Origin of the sequence: Neptunomonas marina (assembly GCF_004005935.1) — a bacterium.
Taxonomy (GTDB): domain Bacteria; phylum Pseudomonadota; class Gammaproteobacteria; order Pseudomonadales; family Balneatricaceae; genus Neptunomonas; species Neptunomonas marina.
Genome location: NZ_SACQ01000002.1, coordinates 268,308 through 283,159, shown reverse-complemented (window position 1 = coordinate 283,159; position 14,852 = coordinate 268,308). Strand labels below are relative to the sequence as shown.

Here is a 14,852-nt window from a genome sequence, read left to right as displayed (position 1 = left end):
CGGCTTTTTTAGTGCGGTTCACGGCGTGTTTTTTAACAGCTAGCGATGGTATTACGCGTTGAGCTGATAAACTTCGCGGCCAGCCACCCACGTGCTCGTAACGCGGCCTTTGAGGGTCATACCCAAGAACGGTGTGTTCTTACCGGTTGAGCGCAAAGTCTCTGGCAGTACTTCCCATTGTGCCTCCGGATCAAAGATACAAAGGTCCGCTACCTCACCCACTGCTAGAGAGCCAGCAGCCAGTCCCAATATATTCGCAGGGCCTGCCGTTAGCTTTTCAACGAGCTGTGGCAGTGTAATGAGCTCCTGCTCCACCAGTAATAGGCCAAGCGGCAACAACGTTTCAAGGCCAGAAATACCCGGTTCTGTCGCGGCAAAGGGGGCTTGTTTGGCAGCTGGGTCATGTGGCTGGTGGTCTGAGCAGATGGCTTGAATACCATCATTCAGCAGTGCATGGCGTAAGCCTGCTCGGTCGAGCTGACCGCGCAAGGGTGGAATGACATGGAACATGCTGTTGAAACCATCAACGTTCTCATCTGAAAGTAACAGATGATGAATCGCAACATCTGCGGTGACATTCAGGCCGCGATTACGCGCATCCATCACCATACGTACCGAGCGCTCACACGATAGTTGGCCAAAATGTGCGCGCACATCGGTCTGCTCAACGAGCAGCAGGCAGCGGGCGACCTCGATGGTCTCGGCGGTTTCTGGGATACCTGCCAAGCCCAAGCGCGTGCAGGTGGTATCGTCATGCATACAGCCGTTAGCGGCGAGCTGAGCATCTTGAGGTTGGAAGATCACCAGAAAGTCATGAGTGCTGGCGTACTCTAGGCAGCGCATCAATGTCAGACTACTAGGAATTGCAGCGCGTGCATTTGTGAACGCCACACAGCCAGAACGATGCAGCGCATGCATGGGGGCCAGTTGCTCGCCTTCGAGCCCTTTCGTGAGTGCGCCCATGGGTAATACGTTGGCTAAGCCCGTGGCTTGGGCGCGGTCAACAATGAGTTCAGCGACCGCAGGGTTGTCCACGACGGGGCTGGTAGTTGGTGGGGTGAGTAACGTGGTGATGCCACCTGCCACCGCAGCGGCTGACTCGGAGCTAATTGTGCCTTTCTGGGTATAGCCCGGCTCGCGAACATGCGCGGCCATATCGATCAGGCCGGGTGTCACCACCAGACCTGTGGCATCGATGCGCTGGGTGATCTCGCCGGCTGGTGGTTGGCCAATGGCGACAACTTTTCCGTCTTGTAGGTAGATCGAGGTGACCTCGTCACGTTGCTGTTTAGGGTCGATCAGGCGGCCATTTTCGATTGCGACGATCATTGTGCAGCCTCCATACGGTTGTTCTTCTCGGCCACTTGTCCGCTCATCGCCATCGACATCACAGCCATACGCACAGCGATACCGTTGGTAACTTGATCAAGAATCAATGAGCGTGGCCCGTCTGCTACGGACGACTCAATCTCTACACCGCGGTTGATTGGGCCGGGGTGCATCACCACCGCATCGGGTTTAGCGAGCTTGAGTTTCTCTTCGGTCAAACCGTAAAGGCGGTAGAATTCCGATTCGCTCGGCAGCAGAGCACTTTTCATACGCTCTTTTTGCAGACGCAGCATCATCACAACATCGCAGTCTTTGAGGCCTTCATTCATATCGGTATAGACCTTCACGCCTAGCATTTCGATATGACGTGGGAGCAGCGTTTTGGGTGCGATAAGACGGACCTCAGCGGCCCCTAAGGTGCGCAGGGCATGGATTTGGGAGCGCGCAACGCGTGAGTGCAAAATATCGCCAACGATGGCCACCACCAGCGGCTCGAACGCGCCTTTGTGGCGGCGAATGGTCATCATATCCAGCATCGCTTGGGTCGGATGCGCGTGGCGTCCGTCGCCGGCGTTGATCACCGCAACATCGGGAGAAACATGCTGGGCGATAAAGTGTTGTGCACCGCTGTCGGAGTGGCGCACGACAAACATATCGGAATGCATCGCTTCTAGGGTTTGCAGGGTGTCCTTGAGCGTTTCGCCTTTGGATGTCGAGGAGGTGCTGATATTAAGATTCAACACGTCGGCTGAGAGGCGTTTCGCCGCCAACTCAAAGGTACTTAAGGTGCGCGTACTGGCCTCAAAAAAGAGGTTTACGACAGTTTTACCACGCAGCAGCGGGACTTTCTTAACCTGCTGCTCACTCATATCGATAAAGGAGTCGGCGGTGTCCAAGATCTCTGTTAGGAGTGCTTTAGATAAACCTTCGGTAGTAATAAAGTGCTTCAGCTGCCCATTGCTGTTGAGCTGAATACGGTTGGGGTCTTGTGGCTCAAACATAATCGCTCCAGCGGTTAGCTCGTTTTGGTGCTGATCTCGAGAGTTAGTGGGTTAGGGCCGTTGAGTTTGACCTGCTGGTCGGTATCCAGTGTCAGCACACCGCCGTTCACATCAGCTTGAATCGGTAACTGACGGCGTTGCAAGTCAACCAAGGTTACCAGCGTAACAGACGCTGGACGGCCATAATCGAACAGCTCATTTAGGGCCGCTCGTATGGTGCGGCCACTCATGATCACATCATCGACCAAGATGATGTCACGGCCTTCGGTAGCACAAGGGAGTTGTGAGGGCTGAACACTCGGATTGAGTCCGATCTGCGAAAAATCATCACGATAGAACGAGATGTCTAGCGTACCCAGCGGGCTTTGAATATCCAGCGCTTGATGTAACTGCTCGGCGATCCAAACGCCGCCGGTGCGGATGCCAATAATGAATGGGTCCTCGATTTGGCGATGTTTCATTAGTACCGAGAGCTCGGCTGTCATCTTTTCAAGTAGTGACTCGACGTTAAGCGTGCCCGTTACCATAGAGGTCCTCCAAACGGGTGTGGCTGGGGATACGTTGTTCATCCGTAAACCAGCTATCTAGAATGATTTGTGCAGCCAGACCATCAACCGACTCATCGCGAAAGTTATCACTGCCGCCGTGCGCAAAATGGATCTCTTTGGCCTCTGCGGATGAGAGCCGCTCATCGACAAGAAAGCAGTCACAGCGGTAGCGGTCTTGGATACGGTTGGCAAATTTACGAGCACGCCGTGCCATTTCGCTGATGGTGCCATCCATATTTAGGGGGATGCCGACCACTAATGTGTCGGGTTGCCACTCGGCAATGACCCGATCAAGGGCCTGCCAGTCAGGGATGCCATCTTTTGCAGAAATTGGGGCCAGCGCAGTAGAGGTGCGAGTTAATGTCTGGCCTGTGGCGATACCAATACGGCGCGTACCAAAGTCAAAGGCCAGCACTTGTTGGCTGGTTGATGTCATTAGGGGTGTCTTGCGTTGTGATCAGGCGCGGCCAGATTGTGCCGTAAGCTGATTCAGGTTAAAGCCCATTCCAGCAGCAGCGGCTTGCATGCGCTCCTCTGCTGGCAGGGAGAACATTATATCTGAATTCGCAGGACAGCTTAACCAAACGTTATCACTAATTTCTTGCTCCAACTGGCCCGGCCCCCAACCGGCATAACCGAGCGCAATAAGCGCATCGGCTTGGCTTGTTTGGCCAATGGCTTCAAGGATATCCAGCGAGGTCGTCAGAAAGAGGTTGTCAGTGATCGCATGTGTGGCAAGCCACGGGTTACCAAGAAACTCACGGTGTAGCACGAAACCGCGATCACTCTGCACAGGTCCACCGGCATATACGGGAATTTCCGCCGCTTGAGGGTTTTCGGGTAGGTCGAGATGACTCAGCATGGCATCTAAGTGCATCTGCATCGGGCGGTTGATCACCAACCCCATAGCACCGTATTCGCTATGGTCACAAATATAGATAATGGACTGCGCGAATGCATCGTCATCTAAATGGGGCATAGAGATAAGAAATTGGTCGCGCAAACTGGTCTGACTTCTCGACATGACAAAACCACACGTGGAAAGATACTGACACTCTATTTCTAGTACAACTGTGCCGTATTCTCAAATTCTAGCGTGCGAATAATTTCTAGCATATCGGTGGTTTTGCGCATCTCTACCGAGAACGGCTGGAAGGGCGCTGCGAGTTGGACAATCCGTATTGCGGCATCATCTAAGATACGATTTCCTGATGTTCCGAGCACTTCTACTTTCTGCAAAGCGCCATCAGGCGTGATAACGACCAACAAGCGTAGACGGCCTTTGAGATCGCGTTTACGGGCTTCCTCTGGGTAGTAGAGGTTGCCGACTTGTTCGATACGGCGGCGCCAGTTATCCAGGTAAGCGGCATCGCTAGAGGCGGCTGTTGAAACTGAGGTTAAGCGGCGAATGCGCGGCTTTTTTGCGAGCTCTTGCTGGCGAAAATCGATCTGTGCCTCAAGGTTGGCGATCTCTAGGCTGCGAGCAAGCAGCGAGGTTGATTGGCCTGCCGCCGGTGTTGCTGTTGCGGTTTTAGGCTTATCTTCGCGCTTTTTAGCGACTTTCTGCGTTGCTTTTTTACTGCTAATCACCTCTTTCTTAGCTCGTTTGGGCGCTACTTCTTGGCTTTTTTGCGCCACCTCTGCAATCGGCTTTGGCGGTGTTGGAGGGAGTGGTTGATTCGTTGGAACCGCCGCAGCGGCCGCTTGGTTGCGGATACGATTGTCGGTGAAGTTGGAGGCCTCTGTGGTAGAGAGCGTACGGGCTTCCTCTTCCGTGCCGCTACCCAGTTGATTATGTTGCGCCAGAAAATCAGACTTCTCCGGCGCCTGCTCCGACTTGTGCTGCGCTAACGTAACCTCGACTGTTTGGGTCGGAGGCGATTTTTGCTCCTGCCCAAACGTAATCGAGAAGATAGCGACGCCATGCAACGCAATAGCAAAAAAGAGCGTATAGCCCAGCCGATCCATGGTTGAGAGCGCACCTGCTACTAATGAGCTTGCGTTGCTTTGATACACCTTAGCGTGGCTTCCATGCTGATTCGATTGCATCCATCAACTGCATACCGATATCTAAGCCGAACTGGTTATCAAGCTCGCGAATACAGGTCGGGCTGGTGACATTGATTTCAGTAAGATAATCGCCGATCACATCCAGACCCACGAAAAAGAGCCCTTTTTCGCGCAGTGTTGGACCGACTTGTTCGCAAATCCAGCGATCACGATCTGTTAGTGGGCGGCCCTCACCACGGCCACCTGCGGCTAGGTTACCGCGCGTTTCACCCTGTGCAGGTATACGCGCCAAGGCATAGGGTAGTGGCTCACCGTTGATCATCAAAATACGCTTGTCGCCATCGATGATCTCAGGCAGATATTTCTGCGCCATAATTGTCTCTTCACCATAGCGCGTGAGCGTTTCAATAATAACACCTAAATTAACGCCATTAGGTTGGATGCGGAAGATCTGACTACCGCCCATCCCGTCCAGTGGTTTGAAGATGACATCGCTATGCTCGGCGTGGAACTCGCGTAACAGGTCTTCTCGGCGGGTGACGAGCACCGGCGGGCAGCATTGCGGGAACTCAGTTGCAAACAGCTTTTCATTGCAGTCACGTAGTTGCTGCGTTGGATTGACCAGCATGACACCGTCGCGCTCTGCCATGGCGAGCAGTTGGGTGGTGTAGAGGAACTCGCGGTCGAACGGTGGATCTTTACGCATCAAGATAACGTCCAGATCCGCCAATGGACGGCGCTGGTAGTCGCCCCGCTCAAACCATTGCTCTGGGTCCATCGCGACTGAGAGGGGGGCCATATCGGCTTGTACAACACCATCACGGGAGAACAGGTGCTGAGGCTCCATATACCAGATATCCCAGCCTTTACGCTGTGCAGCCCAAAGCATAGCCAGTGAGCTGTCTTTCTTGAAACTGATCTGATCGATCGGGTCCATCACGATGCCGATTTTCAATGTCATTACTTATTGTCCTCTATGATCGGATAAGGACCGGGTGTCAGCCGGCGTGACCCAAGTCGCCCCACATATATTGCAGGATTGCTTGAGCGGCTACAGGAGCCGTTTCTGTTCTCATTACTCTGGGGCCAAAGGCGACCGGTTTAAAGCCTGCAGCGATCGCTTGTTCCACTTCTGCTTCGGTTAAACCGCCTTCTGGGCCAACCAGCAGCGCGACACTTTGGGGTGCATCAAGCGCGGCCAAGGGTTGTTCGGTGTGATGATGCAACACGAGTTTTAGTTCCGCATCACACTGTTGCACCCAGTCGGTTAGCAGACACGGTGCTGCAATCTCTGGAATCTCATTGCGTAGCGATTGCTCGCATGCGCTGATCGCTACCTGTTGCCAGTGCTGAATTCGTTTTCCTTGGCGTTCTGCTGAGAGTTTCACCTCGCTACGCTCGGTAAAAAGCGGCGTCATCGAGGTCATGCCCATCTCAGTGGATTTTTGCACAGCATAGTCCATTCGCTCACCGCGTGAGAGCGCCTGACCAATATGCACTTTGAGGGCACTGGAGCGCGATAGCTGAGTCACTTCACGCACCTGTACGTTGGCGGAGCGTTTAGCAACGTCAACTAGCTCACATAAGTGTTCATTGCCTTGGCCATCAAATAGGGTGATCAGTTCGCCGCTTTTCATACGTAGTACGCGGCACACGTGTTGGACAACATCGTCACTCAGTGACACGGTTTCGCCGCAGGCAAAGTGTTCGGGCTGATAAAAGCGGGGTATACGCATGGGATCTTCTGAGGTTAAAAAATGACATTATGCCATCTTAGTCGACCTCGACAACGATATTTTGGTCTTCCAACATCTGTTCAAATTTATCCACCGGCAGTGGCTTGCTGAGAAAGAAACCTTGGACGATATCGCAGTTCATATGGCGCAGTTGGCTGAGTTGCTCCAGTGTCTCGACACCCTCGGCGACAACCTCGAAGCCTAAACCATGAGCCATATGGATAATCGCTTCAACGATCTTTTGATCACCGATATTTTCATCAAGCTCGTCGATGAAAGAGCGGTCAATTTTGACTTTATTGATTGCTAGATTACGAATGCGGCTCAAGGATGAGTAACCGGTACCGAAGTCGTCGATGGACAGGCTGATGTGGCGAGCCTTGAGTTGCTCTATCTTCTCTTGGAGTACCTCGATTGATTCGATGAGTACTCCTTCGGTGAGCTCTAGTTCCAGCGCGTGTGCAGGGAAGTTGTAGGGCTCGATAGCGCTATCGATCACTTCGCGCAGGTCGCTGCGGGTAAACGTAATTCCCGATAGGTTGATCGCGAGTGTTGGTGCGTCTAAGCCATCCTGACGCCACGTATCGAGCTGCTTGGCAGCTGCGGCGATAACCCATTTGTCGAGCCGTGATACAAGCCCGCTCTGTTCCGCAAAGGTGATAAAACTGGCTGGTGAAACAAAGCCTCTACGCGGGTGCTGCCAGCGCAACAGCACCTCTGCTGAAACGAGCTTGTTAGTTTTTAAGTCAAACAGCGGTTGAAAGACAAGGTGAAACTGGTCCTGCTCAATGGCTTCTTGGATATCTTTCCACATCGCTAAACGCTCATCGACCGCAAGCGTTTTAAGCTGCTCAAACAGCATGTAGTCCAGTTCAAGCCTACGTGCTTCACTGAGTGCCTCTTCAGCATGGCTGATGAGCAGTAGCTCTTGGTCGCCATCATTGGGTGATATGCTAATCCCGATACGCGAGTTAAATGCCAGTGATTGGCTATCGGCTTGTGGATCCATAATGGATTGTTGGATCGCAGCCGTTAAATTGCGCAGCTCTTCATTGGTCGAAAAGCGCGGGCGCACCACAGCAAAGCTATCATCGCCGTGACGGGCAACGAGGTCGTCGGATGCGACGCTTTGGCATAGGCGCTCTGAGATATTAGTGACAACTGCGCGGCTGGCGTTGGCCTCCCACTGGGATAAGATATCGCGTAGCAACGGAACTTTGATAACGAGAATAGCCGTGCGGTCGCCAGGGTGGTTGTTTTTCAAGATATGTGAGAGCTGATCACCGAGCGCTTTGCGGCTGAGCAGTTGTGTGGTGGGATCGAAAGCTTCTAAGTATTTGGCGTATTCTTGCGCATCTTTGAGCTCTCTATTTTCGTGGCTTTGCTCTTGGAAGTGGGCTAGAGCACGGGCGATGGTGCCGAACTCATCTCGGCGCATCGTATCGGTAATTAAAATATCGAGGTTGCCACTGGCGAGCTGATCAATCTGCTTAACGGTTCGGTGGGCCGGTAGGCTGATACTACGTGCGATAACGCCAGATAAGATAAAGGTAAAAATCGCTGTGATCGCTAGCAGAGTGACATACAGCGTATGCTGGTCATTGAGCATCCCTTCGATATCTTCAGTGAAGTAGCCGCTGCCAATGACCCAATCGGTGCCTGCTACGTGCATGGCATAGCTGAGTTTATCGGTGGGTTGGCTATCGCCCGGTCTGAGCCACTGATACGTCCAGTAACCGTTCCCTTCGCTGGCGGCTTTGCTGATCATCTCTTTTAACAGCGAGGTATCGATGGAGTCTGACAGCGAACTTAAGGGTTGGCCTTCGATATCGGGGCGCAGCGGGTGGGAGATGCTGATGCCTTGGCTGGTAAAGAGGTAGAGGTAGTTACCTTCGCCGTAACGGAAACCTTTGATTAGATCGCTGGCTAACTGCATCTGTTCTGCTGGGGAGATGTCGTTACGTTCGGCGACGCTTTGCAGCTGATTGGCGGTGCCGGTAACCACGCTGCGCAGCACCTCTTTGCGTGATTCATAGAGCGCGTCTTTGAAAAACTGCTGCGACAACAGGTGAATCACAGAGACACTCACCAGCAGCACCGAAACAAGCAGGAACAGTTTCGAGTGTATGCTGAAGTTCTCTAAGTTGGGCAAAAGGCGTTTTGGTGAAATCACACTACAAACTTCCGGCATATCCTTTGCGCGACGGATCGTAAAGTTAATTAAGTAATTTATATTTATAGTGAAAGTTTGATTTTTTACCAAAAAAAAAGCGCCTAAAGGCGCTTTTTTTCATACGAGCGTTTTAACTAGAGACCTGCGTCAGCTTTTAACGCTTCGACTTTATCGGTGCGCTCCCATGTGAAGGCTGTGAAGGTGTCATCACCGACAGTCATCTCATATGGCTGGCGGCCAAAGTGGCCGTACGCTGCCGTTGCTTTATACATTGGGTGCAACAGATCAAGCATACGAGTGATCGCGTGAGGGCGCAGATCAAAGTGGCGCTTAACAAGCTCAATGATCTTCTCATCGGAAATCTTGCCGGTACCGAACGTGTTGATAGAAACAGAGGTCGGTTCAGCAACGCCAATAGCATAAGACACCTGGATTTCACAACGATCAGCTAGACCCGCAGCCACGACGTTTTTCGCAACATAGCGGCCTGCGTAAGCGGCGGAGCGGTCAACTTTCGATGGGTCTTTACCCGAGAACGCACCACCACCGTGACGAGCCATACCGCCGTAGGTATCAACAATAATCTTACGACCCGTCAGGCCGCAGTCACCGACAGGTCCGCCGATCACGAAGTTGCCTGTTGGGTTGATGTGGAATTTGGTTTCGTTTGTGATCCACTGTGCTGGGATCACATGTTTGATGATCAGCTCCATAACAGCTTCGCGCAGATCGGCTTGCGATACATCAGGGTTGTGCTGCGTCGAAAGAACGATCGCATCAATACCAGCAGGTTGGCCGTTTTCGTAGCGGAAAGTGACCTGTGACTTCGCATCTGGACGCAACCATGGCAGCAAGCCTGATTTGCGCGCTTCAGCTTGGCGCTCAACAAGACGGTGAGCGTAGGTGATCGGTGCAGGCATCAGCACGTCTGTTTCGTTGGACGCATAACCGAACATCAAACCTTGGTCACCAGCACCCTGATCTTCTGGCTTAGAGCGATCAACGCCTTGGGCGATATCGATAGATTGCTTACCGATAATATTGATTACGCCACAGGTATCGCCATCGTAACCTACCTCAGATGAGGTATAACCGATATCGTTGATAACAGTACGTACCAAATCTTCAAGGTCTACCCAAGCCGATGTGGAGATCTCACCGGATACAACTGCTACACCCGTTTTTACCAAGGTTTCACAAGCAACACGTGCATATTTATCTTCGCTGATAATGGCATCTAGCACAGCATCGGAAATTTGGTCGGCGATTTTATCCGGGTGCCCTTCGGACACGGACTCAGAAGTAAATAGGCTGTATTCGCTCATCGCGTGTAAATACCCTCTTAAAGAATCGATATTAAGGAAGCCAGAGATAGGTTTTCGTACGGGCGAAGTGTCTCTGAAGTATTGAAGTAGCCAGCTATTCTAGCCTTGTTGCCGCACTATTGCATGAAATTCGATGGCCGGTTAGATGAAAATTTACGCGTAAAACATGAAATTCGTTCACTTTTACGTGAATTATCGGTTTTTTATTGAAGCAGAGGCCTATCTGCGCGAAAATTGCGCGCAGTTTTTCCTTCCTTTTTTACCGGTGCTGGCGGGTATCAAAAATGATGCTGACCAGCCTAGAACTAATTGGGTTTTTCCCAGGAGTTGATTGAATGTCCTCTCGCAGAGAACTAGCGAATGCTATTCGTGCACTAAGTATGGATGCGGTTCAAAAAGCAAAATCGGGCCACCCTGGCGCGCCTATGGGTATGGCGGATATCGCCGAGGTGCTGTGGAACGATTTTATGAAGCACAATCCGACGAACCCGCAGTGGTTCGATCGTGACCGCTTCGTTCTATCCAACGGCCACGGATCTATGCTGATCTACTCTTTGCTGCACCTAACAGGCTACGACGTTTCGATCGACGATCTTAAAAACTTCCGCCAGTTACACTCTAAAACGGCAGGTCACCCTGAATACGGCTACTGCCCAGGTGTTGAAACAACCACTGGTCCGCTAGGCCAAGGTATCTCCAACGCCGTTGGTTTTGCGGTCGCTGAAAAAACGCTTGCAGCGCAGTTCAACCGTGAAGGCCACGAGATCATCAACCACTTCACTTACGCATTCTTAGGTGATGGTTGCATGATGGAAGGCATCTCACACGAGGTGTGTTCACTGGCAGGTACGTTGGGTCTTGGTAAACTGATCGCGTTCTGGGATGACAATGGCATCTCCATCGATGGTGAAGTTGAAGGCTGGTACACCGATGACAACGTGAAGCGCTTCGAGTCTTACGGCTGGCAAGTGATTCCAAATATCGACGGCCACAACCCTGATCAGATCCGTGCGGCTATTGAACAAGCGCAAGCGAACACAGAGCAGCCAACGCTGATCTGCTGTAAGACGATCATCGGCTTTGGCTCGCCAAACAAGGAAGGTAAAGAGGACTGCCACGGCGCACCACTGGGCGACGACGAGATCGCTTTAACACGTGAGCGTCTGGGTTGGAACCACGGTGCCTTTGAAGTACCAGAAGATATCTATGCTGACTGGGATGCTAAGAACGCGGGTTCTGTCTCTGAAAACGAATGGAATGAGCGTCTCGCAGCGTATCGCGCGGCTCATCCTGAGCTTGCTGCTGAACTGCTGCGCCGTATCTCTGGTGATCTGCCAGCGGATTTCAGCGAGAAAGCAGACGCTTGGATCGCAGAAGTCGCTGAGAAAGGTGAAACTATCGCCTCGCGTAAAGCGTCACAAAACGCGATCAACGCTTACGCACCGATGCTACCAGAGCTGCTTGGCGGTTCTGCTGACTTGGCGGGTTCTAACCTAACGCTATGGTCGGGTGCGAAGGGCATCTCTAAAGATGATGCATCTGGTAACTACCTATTCTACGGGGTTCGTGAGTTTGGTATGTCTGCCATCATGAACGGTATTGCGTTGCACGGTGGCTTCGTTCCTTACGGCGCTACGTTCCTTGTCTTCATGGAGTACGCGCGCAACGCTCTGCGTATGGCCGCTTTGATGAAGCAACAAGCGATCCATGTATACACGCACGACTCAATCGGTCTGGGTGAAGATGGTCCTACGCATCAACCTGTTGAGCAGGTTGCTAACCTACGCCATACACCAAACATGAGCACATGGCGCCCATGTGACGCTGTGGAGTCTGCAGTGGCATGGAAAGCGGCGTTGGAGCGTAAAGACGGCCCAACAGCGATGGTATTCTCTCGTCAAGGTTTACCGCATCAAGCACGCAGCGCGGAGCAGATCGCTAACATCCAGCGCGGTGGTTATATCTTACAAGATACGGATGGTCAGCCTGATGCCATTCTTATCGCGACAGGTTCTGAAGTGGGCCTTGCGATGGATGCGGCGAAAGCGCTGGCGGCAGACGGTATCAAAGCACGTGTTGTGTCGATGCCAGAGACGGGTCTGTTCGACAAGCAAGATGCTGCATACCGTGAGTCGGTGCTGCCAGCGGCTGTTACTGCTCGTGTGGCGGTTGAAGCGCTGCAAGCAGACTTCTGGTACAAGTATGTTGGCCTGAATGGCGCTATCGTTGGTATGACAACCTTCGGTGAGTCTGCGCCTGCTGGCGAGCTGTTTAAGCACTTTGGCTTCACGGTCGACAATGTTGTCGATACGGTTAAGTCAGTACTTTAATGTCACCCTCGGAGCCGCATCTCTTTGCGGCTCCTGCGTTTTAGCGTAATCACTCATATGACCTATCGTGTTGCAATCAATGGATATGGCCGTATCGGGCAGTGTGTCTTACGGGCAATCTATGAATCCGGTTTGCATAAGCAGCTGCAGGTTGTAGCGCTTAACGAACTATCAGATATCGATACTGTTACCTATCTGACGCGTTACGACACCACCCATGGCCGCTTCCCTTTGCCGGTTGAGAATGACTCTAAACACCTCTTAATTGGAGAGGATCGCATCCGAGTCATCAATCAATCGGACCCGTCGCAGTTGCCGTGGGGGGAGCTTGATGTTGATATGGTCTTTGAGTGCTCTGGCTCTTTCAGCGACCGTGAAACGGCTCAATTGCACTTGGACTCTGGCGCGCAACGGTTGTTGTTTTCACAGCCCGCCAAGCCTGATGTCGATGCCACGATTATTACCGGTTTGAACAGCCACCTGTTACGTCCAGACATGACAATCGTTTCAGCGGCGTCTTGTACGACCAACTGTATCGTACCTGTGCTGGACCTGTTGCACCGCCAATATGGCATCGTTCATGGGCTAACAACGACGATTCACTCGGCGATGAATGACCAGCCGGTGATCGATAGCTATCACCAAACCGACTTGCGTCTGACGCGCAGTGCTCTGCAGTCAATCATCCCTGTTGATACGGGACTTGATAAGGGAATTGATCGTCTTTTGCCTGAGTTATCAGGACGCTTTGAGTGTCTGCACCTGCGGGTTCCGACAATCAACGTCTCAGCGATGGATGTCAGTTTACAGGTTGAGCAATCCGCAAGTATCGATGAGGTTAATAGCCTATTAAAACAGGCTGCGCATAATGAGCTGAAAGGACTATTGGGGTATACCGACGAGCCACACGCTTCAGTAGACTTTAACCGCGATTCGCGCTCAGGGATCGTTGATGGTACCCAAACACGCGTCAGCGGTGGCAAGATGATCAAACTACTTTGCTGGTTTGATAACGAGTGGGGCTTTGCAAATCGTATGCTTGATGTGGCACGCGATTGGTTGGCGAGCAGCCAGCCGAAGAACTGAATTTTTGAATTATCAACTTACAGAGTAGGACACGCCAAATGAGTGTATTAAAGATGACAGATCTGGATCTGAGCGGTAAGCGCGTTTTGATCCGCGAAGATCTGAATGTTCCCGTAAAAGATGGTCAGGTAACATCGGATGCCCGCATCCGCGCATCTTTACCAACTATTGAGTTTGCCCTAAAAGCGGGTGCAAAAGTGATGGTAATGTCTCATTTGGGCCGTCCGACAGAAGGCGAGTATGAAGAAAAATTCTCTCTGGCACCTGTAGCGAGCCACCTAGGTAAGTTGCTTGGCCGTGAGGTACCACTGGTTAAAGATTGGCTAGAGGGTGGCTTCGATGTGGCAGAAGGTGAACTCGTGTTGCTTGAGAACGTGCGCTTTAACGCAGGCGAGAAGAAAGACGATGCTGAGCTTTCTCAAAAAATGGCAGCGTTATGTGATGTGTATGTGATGGACGCGTTTGGCACGGCGCACCGTGCACAGGCCTCTACACATGGTGTTGGTAAGTTAGCGCCAGTTGCTTGCGCGGGCCCTCTGTTAGCAGGTGAGCTTGACGCGCTAGCAAAAGCATTGCAAACGCCTGCTAAGCCAATGACTGCAATTGTCGGTGGCTCAAAGGTTTCTACCAAGCTGACTGTATTAGAAGCGCTATCCGACAAGGTTGATCAACTGATTGTCGGCGGTGGTATCGCTAACACATTCCTTGCAGCAGCAGGCAAGCCTGTAGGTAAGTCACTCTACGAAGCTGACCTTATCCCGCAAGCTAAAGCGTTGATGGAGAAGGTGAACGTGCCAATCCCAACGGATGTTGTTGTGGCGACGGCGTTTGCTGAAGACGCAGAAGCGACGATCAAGGCGGCGGATGATGTGTCTGAAGACGACATGATTCTGGACATCGGCCCTGATTCGGCGGCTGCGCTGGCGGCACTATTGCAAGACGCGGGCACGATCATCTGGAATGGTCCGGTTGGTGTGTTTGAGTTTGACCAGTTTGGTGAAGGTACGAAAGCCCTGTCTATGGCGATTGCAGAGAACCAAGGTTTCTCGATTGCTGGTGGTGGTGACACGTTAGCAGCAGTGGATAAGTATGAAATTGCTGATCGTGTATCCTACATCTCAACAGGCGGCGGCGCTTTCCTAGAGTTTGTTGAAGGAAAAACACTGCCAGCGGTTGCGATGCTCGAGGCACGCGCTGCACAATAACCGGGCGGGTTAAAGAGTTGTACAGATCGCCTAGTTGCGCGTTTATGCACAGTGTACTAGGCGGTTAGATATCAGATTCGACTCAGCCATGCTGGGTCACTTTTTTGAA

General features: G+C 52.1%; 13 protein-coding genes. 3 read left to right on the top strand and 10 right to left on the bottom strand.

The genetic code is table 11. The annotated features are described in order from the left end of the window. Positions 1–51: 51 nt before the first annotated feature. The 10 genes from EOE65_RS05985 to metK form a co-directional block, all read right to left on the bottom strand. The gene (locus EOE65_RS05985; RefSeq protein WP_127693386.1) at positions 52–1,329 is read right to left on the bottom strand and encodes a dihydroorotase; all 1,278 of its coding nucleotides are present in this window, start codon (positions 1,327–1,329) and stop codon (positions 52–54) included. Continuing rightward, positions 1,326–2,330, bottom strand: a complete 1,005-nt coding sequence (locus tag EOE65_RS05980; protein WP_127693385.1) for an aspartate carbamoyltransferase catalytic subunit — start codon at positions 2,328–2,330, stop codon at positions 1,326–1,328. Before EOE65_RS05980 ends, EOE65_RS05985 begins: the two co-directional genes overlap by 4 nt. A 14-nt stretch (positions 2,331–2,344) precedes the next feature. Next, a complete protein-coding gene (gene pyrR, locus EOE65_RS05975; protein WP_127693384.1) occupies positions 2,345–2,857 on the bottom strand; it encodes a bifunctional pyr operon transcriptional regulator/uracil phosphoribosyltransferase PyrR in 513 nt (170 codons plus the stop codon). Beyond that, positions 2,838–3,314: a Holliday junction resolvase RuvX gene (gene ruvX, locus EOE65_RS05970; RefSeq protein ID WP_127693383.1), complete on the bottom strand. Its 477-nt coding sequence runs from the start codon at positions 3,312–3,314 to the stop codon at positions 2,838–2,840. The genes pyrR and ruvX overlap by 20 nt, the downstream gene beginning before the upstream one ends. Positions 3,315–3,335: 21 nt before the next feature. Next, positions 3,336–3,902: a YqgE/AlgH family protein gene (locus tag EOE65_RS05965; protein WP_127693382.1), complete on the bottom strand. Its 567-nt coding sequence runs from the start codon at positions 3,900–3,902 to the stop codon at positions 3,336–3,338. A gap of 38 nt (positions 3,903–3,940) precedes the next feature. Continuing rightward, the gene (locus EOE65_RS05960) at positions 3,941–4,927 is read right to left on the bottom strand and encodes an energy transducer TonB (protein ID WP_240656925.1); all 987 of its coding nucleotides are present in this window, start codon (positions 4,925–4,927) and stop codon (positions 3,941–3,943) included. Next, complete coding sequence (gshB, locus tag EOE65_RS05955) at positions 4,896–5,849, bottom strand: glutathione synthase (RefSeq protein ID WP_127693381.1); 954 nt, start codon at positions 5,847–5,849, stop codon at positions 4,896–4,898. Before gshB ends, EOE65_RS05960 begins: the two co-directional genes overlap by 32 nt. 37 nt (positions 5,850–5,886) lie before the next feature. Further along, a complete protein-coding gene (locus EOE65_RS05950) occupies positions 5,887–6,624 on the bottom strand; it encodes a 16S rRNA (uracil(1498)-N(3))-methyltransferase (protein ID WP_127693380.1) in 738 nt (245 codons plus the stop codon). A gap of 37 nt (positions 6,625–6,661) precedes the next feature. Then, entirely contained in the window at positions 6,662–8,797 is a 2,136-nt protein-coding gene (locus EOE65_RS05945; RefSeq protein ID WP_164847024.1) for an EAL domain-containing protein, read from the bottom strand. A 134-nt stretch (positions 8,798–8,931) separates the two neighbouring features. Further along, positions 8,932–10,122, bottom strand: a complete 1,191-nt coding sequence (gene metK / locus EOE65_RS05940) for a methionine adenosyltransferase (protein ID WP_127693378.1) — start codon at positions 10,120–10,122, stop codon at positions 8,932–8,934. Positions 10,123–10,457: 335 nt separating this feature from the next. Between metK and tkt the strand changes: the two genes are divergently transcribed. The 3 genes from tkt to EOE65_RS05925 are packed head-to-tail and all read left to right on the top strand — an operon-like array spanning position 10,458 to position 14,743. Then, positions 10,458–12,452, top strand: coding sequence for a transketolase (gene tkt / locus EOE65_RS05935; RefSeq protein ID WP_127693377.1), 1,995 nt, complete (start codon positions 10,458–10,460; stop codon positions 12,450–12,452). 57 nt (positions 12,453–12,509) lie between these two features. After that, a complete protein-coding gene (locus tag EOE65_RS05930) occupies positions 12,510–13,538 on the top strand; it encodes a type I glyceraldehyde-3-phosphate dehydrogenase (RefSeq protein WP_127693376.1) in 1,029 nt (342 codons plus the stop codon). 38 nt (positions 13,539–13,576) lie between these two features. Next, positions 13,577–14,743, top strand: coding sequence for a phosphoglycerate kinase (locus EOE65_RS05925; protein ID WP_127693375.1), 1,167 nt, complete (start codon positions 13,577–13,579; stop codon positions 14,741–14,743). The last annotated feature ends 109 nt before the right edge of the window (positions 14,744–14,852 follow it).